Origin of the sequence: Thalassobaculum sp., from assembly GCF_040219615.1 — a bacterium.
Taxonomy (GTDB): domain Bacteria; phylum Pseudomonadota; class Alphaproteobacteria; order Thalassobaculales; family Thalassobaculaceae; genus Thalassobaculum_A.
This window is the reverse complement of the sequence record NZ_JAVJSE010000004.1, coordinates 1-3,473: the sequence shown is the minus strand read 5'-3', so window position 1 is coordinate 3,473 and position 3,473 is coordinate 1. Positions and strand designations below refer to the sequence as shown.

Here is a 3,473-nt window from a genome sequence, read left to right as displayed (position 1 = left end):
CGACACGGTGGTGACCCTGATCCAGGACATCGCCGAGCAGACCAACCTGCTGGCGCTGAACGCCACCATCGAGGCGGCGCGGGCCGGCGAGGCCGGCAAGGGCTTCGCGGTGGTGGCCGGCGAGGTCAAGAGCCTGGCCGGCCAGACCGCCAAGGCGACCGACGAGATCACCCAGCAGATCAAGGAGGTCCAGGACGGCGTGGCGTCGGCGGTCGTGGCGATCCGCGACGTGGCGGGCGCGATCCGCGAGATCGACGGCTATGTGACGGCGGTCGCCTCGGCGGTCGAGGAGCAGGACGCCTCGACCCAGGAGATCGCCCGCTCCAGCCAGGACGCCGCCGCCGGCACCAGCGAGGTGACCCGCACCATCGAGGGGGTGTCGGCGGTCGCCAACGACGCCGGCGCCCAGGCCGAGGCCGTGCTGGCCGCCGCCGAGGCGCTGGCCGGCGACGCCCAGCAGCTCGACCGGGAGGTCACCGGCTTCCTAGACCAGGTCCGCGGCAACGGCCAGCCCGCGGCGTAGCGGCCGTCGCCGGACGTCCGTCTCTCCGTGGGTTCCGGCTCGGCCGTGCCGACGGCGGCACGCCCGTCCGGAATGACGACGGTGTGCTGAACGATCGCGGGGACGACCTTCCCCTGTCGTCATCCCGGTGACGCGCAGCGGGCTCCGGGACCCACCCGCCGCCTCGCCGTCGAGACGACAGTCTCCCTACGCCAGCGCTTCCGGCTTCGGCCCGCCGGTCGCCCAGTCGAGCAGCTGCACGGTGTGCACGATCGGGATCCCGGTGCCGCCGCCGATCTGGCTCATGCAGCCGATGTTGCCGGTCGCGATCAGGTCGGGCTCCAGGCTCTCGATGTTGCGGACCTTGCGGTCGCGCAGCCGCTCGGCGATCGCCGGCTGCAGCAGGTTGTAGGTGCGGGCCGAGCCGCAGCACAGATGCCCCTCCGGCACCGCCTTGACGGTGAAGCCGGCGGCGGTCAGCAGCGTCTGCGGCAGGGTCTTGATCTTCTGGCCGTGCTGCATCGAGCAGGCCGAGTGATAGGCGACGGTCAGGCCCGCCGGGCCGGCCGCGGCCGGCAGCTCCAGGGTATCGGCGAACTCGGTGACGTCCTTCGCAAGCGCCGCCACCGCCGCCGCCTTGTCCCGGTACGCCGGGTCCTCGCGCAGCATGAAGCCGTAGTCCTTGACCGTGGTGCCGCAGCCGGACGCGTTGATGACGATGGCGTCCAGCCCCGCGCCGCCGCCCTCGGCGGTCTCGGCCCACCAGGCGTCGACATTGGCCTTCACGGCGGCGTGGGCGTCGTGCTCGCGCCCCATGTGGTGGGCCAGCGAGCCGCAGCAGCCAGCCGCCGCCGGCACCACCACCTCGACGCCGTGGCGGGTCAGCAGCCGGATGGTGGCGTCATTGATCGCCGGCTCCAGCACCCGCTGCGCGCAGCCCAGCAACAGCGCCACCCGGGCGCGGCGCTCGCCCCCATTGGCGACAACCTGCGCCGGGAACACCCCGGGCCGGTCCAGGTCGGAACGCCTGGCCACCCGCTTCGGCGCCAGCGACAGCATGGCCTTCAGCCGGCCGCCCAGCAGGTTGCCGGCGAGCGGCGCCAGCGGCCGCGCCAGGCGGGCACCGAGCAGCGCCAGCCGGAACAGCGCCGGGCGCGGCAGCAGGTTCGCCAACAGCGCCCGCAGCCCCCGGTCCGGCAGCGGCCGCGTGTAGGTCCGCTCGATATGGGTGCGGGCGTGGTCGACCAGGTGCATGTAGTGCACCCCGGACGGGCAGGTGGTCATGCAGGACAGGCAGGACAGGCAGCGGTCGATGTGCCGGACCTCCTGCTCGCCGGCGTCGCGGCCCTGCTCCAGCATGTCCTTGATCAGGTAGATCCGGCCGCGCGGGCTGTCGAGCTCGTCGCCCAGCAGCACATAGGTCGGGCAGGTCGCCGTGCAGAACCCGCAATGCACGCAGCTCCGCAGGATGTCGTTGGCGACCGCGATCTCCGGATCGGCCAGCTGCGCCAGGGTGAAATGGGTCTGCATGGTCGCCTACACCCCCGCCATCATCCGCCCCGGGTTCAGGATCCCGAGGGGGTCGAAGCTCGCCTTGATGCGGGCCGACAGGGCCGCCACGCCAGGGTCCTGCGGCGGGAACGGCGCGGCCGCGGCGCGCACCGCCTCGTCGGCCCGGACCAGGGTGGCGTGGCCGCTCGCCGCCCCGGCCACCGCGCCGCGCACGGTGCCGGCGTGGGCGTCGGGCGCCGGTGGCACCGCCAGCCAGACCAGGCCGCCGGCCCAGTCGTAGTAGTAGTCGGCACCCTCGACCGCCGAACGGATCGCCAGCACCACCGCCGGGCCGGCCATCGGCGGCAGCGACAGCCGCCAGACCGGCCGCTCGAACGGGGCCGCCAGCGGCTCGACGTCGCGCAGCGCCCGCCACAGGTCGCGGCTCTGATAGCCCTCGACCGCGCCCAGGCTGCCGCCGAACCCCGCCAGTTCGCCCTCCAGCGCGGCGGCCCGCGCCGCCACCGACGGGCCGAAGCCCTCGAGCCGGATGCAGGTCGCCGGCCCGGCGACGTCGCCGGCGCCGAGCCCGATCGGCAGGTGGGCGGCCGACGACACCTCGTGCGGCGAGCCCAGCGCAGCGCTCATCGCCCGCACCGCCGCCTCCTCGTCGAGGCCGCCGATCACCAGGGTGGTCTCGTGCTCCGGGGCCGGCAGCACCTTGAAGGTCAGGTCGGTGAGCGCCGCCAGGGTGCCCCAGGACCCGCAGACGATCTTCGACAGGTCGTAGCCGGTGACGTTCTTCACCACCCGGCCGCCGGACTTCACGGTCTCGCCGCGGCCGGTCACCGCGGTGAAGCCCAGCAGGTGGTCGCGCGCCGCCCCGGCCTTGATGCGGCGCGGCCCGGCCAGGTTGCAGGCGAACACTCCGGCGATCGAGCCCTGCCCGGCCTCGCCGGTCAGCAGTGGTCCCAGGTCGATCGGCTCGAAGGCCAGCATCTGGCGCTGCTCGGCCAGCGCCGCCTCGATCTCGGCGACCGGGGTGCCCGGCCCGGCCTGGCAGATCAGCTCCTCCGGCTCGTACAGGCCGATGCCGGCCAGCCCGGAGAGGTCCAGGGTGTTGGCGGTCTGCATCGGCCGGCCGACGGCGCGCTTGCTGCCGAGGGTGACGATCTCGAGCGGCGCCTCCTCGGACACCGCCCAGGCGACGGCGTCCTGGACCTGGGCCGGGGTATCGGGGCGAAGGGTGGTCATCTGGGCTGACCCGCCGATGCTCGCCTTCCCCCATTCGTCATTCCGGACGGGCGCGCGACGGCGCGGCCGATCCGGAACCCACGGTGCGACCTACGGTGTTCACACATCGCGAAAACGTCAGCTTCTTGAAGTATTTGGCAGTGCCCGTCACGCAGTGGATCCCGGAGCCGGCTGCTCGCGCAGCCCCTCCGGGATGACGAAGTGAGGGGTGGATCCGGGAGGGAAG

The 3,473-nt window shown here is 73.7% G+C and carries 3 protein-coding genes; 1 reads left to right on the top strand and 2 read right to left on the bottom strand.

Going from position 1 to position 3,473, the window contains the following annotated elements:
- Positions 1-523 (top strand): methyl-accepting chemotaxis protein (locus tag RIC31_RS01785; RefSeq protein WP_350100493.1); only part of this gene is annotated, 523 nt, incomplete at its 5' end.
- A 186-nt stretch (positions 524-709) separates the two neighbouring features.
- Here RIC31_RS01785 and glcF read toward each other — a convergent pair.
- The gene (gene glcF, locus RIC31_RS01780) at positions 710-2,032 is read right to left on the bottom strand and encodes a glycolate oxidase subunit GlcF (protein ID WP_350100488.1); all 1,323 of its coding nucleotides are present in this window, start codon (positions 2,030-2,032) and stop codon (positions 710-712) included.
- 6 nt (positions 2,033-2,038) lie between these two features.
- A complete protein-coding gene (locus RIC31_RS01775) occupies positions 2,039-3,247 on the bottom strand; it encodes an FAD-binding protein (RefSeq protein WP_350100484.1) in 1,209 nt (402 codons plus the stop codon).
- Positions 3,248-3,473: the final 226 nt, after the last annotated feature.

Excerpts from the sequence above, each read along its gene's own strand:
- glcF (WP_350100488.1), bottom strand. The coding sequence starts at position 2,032 with ATGCAGACCCATTTCACCCTGGCGCAGCTGGCCGATCCGGAGATCGCG.
- RIC31_RS01775 (WP_350100484.1), bottom strand. The coding sequence starts at position 3,247 with ATGACCACCCTTCGCCCCGATACCCCGGCCCAGGTCCAGGACGCCGTC.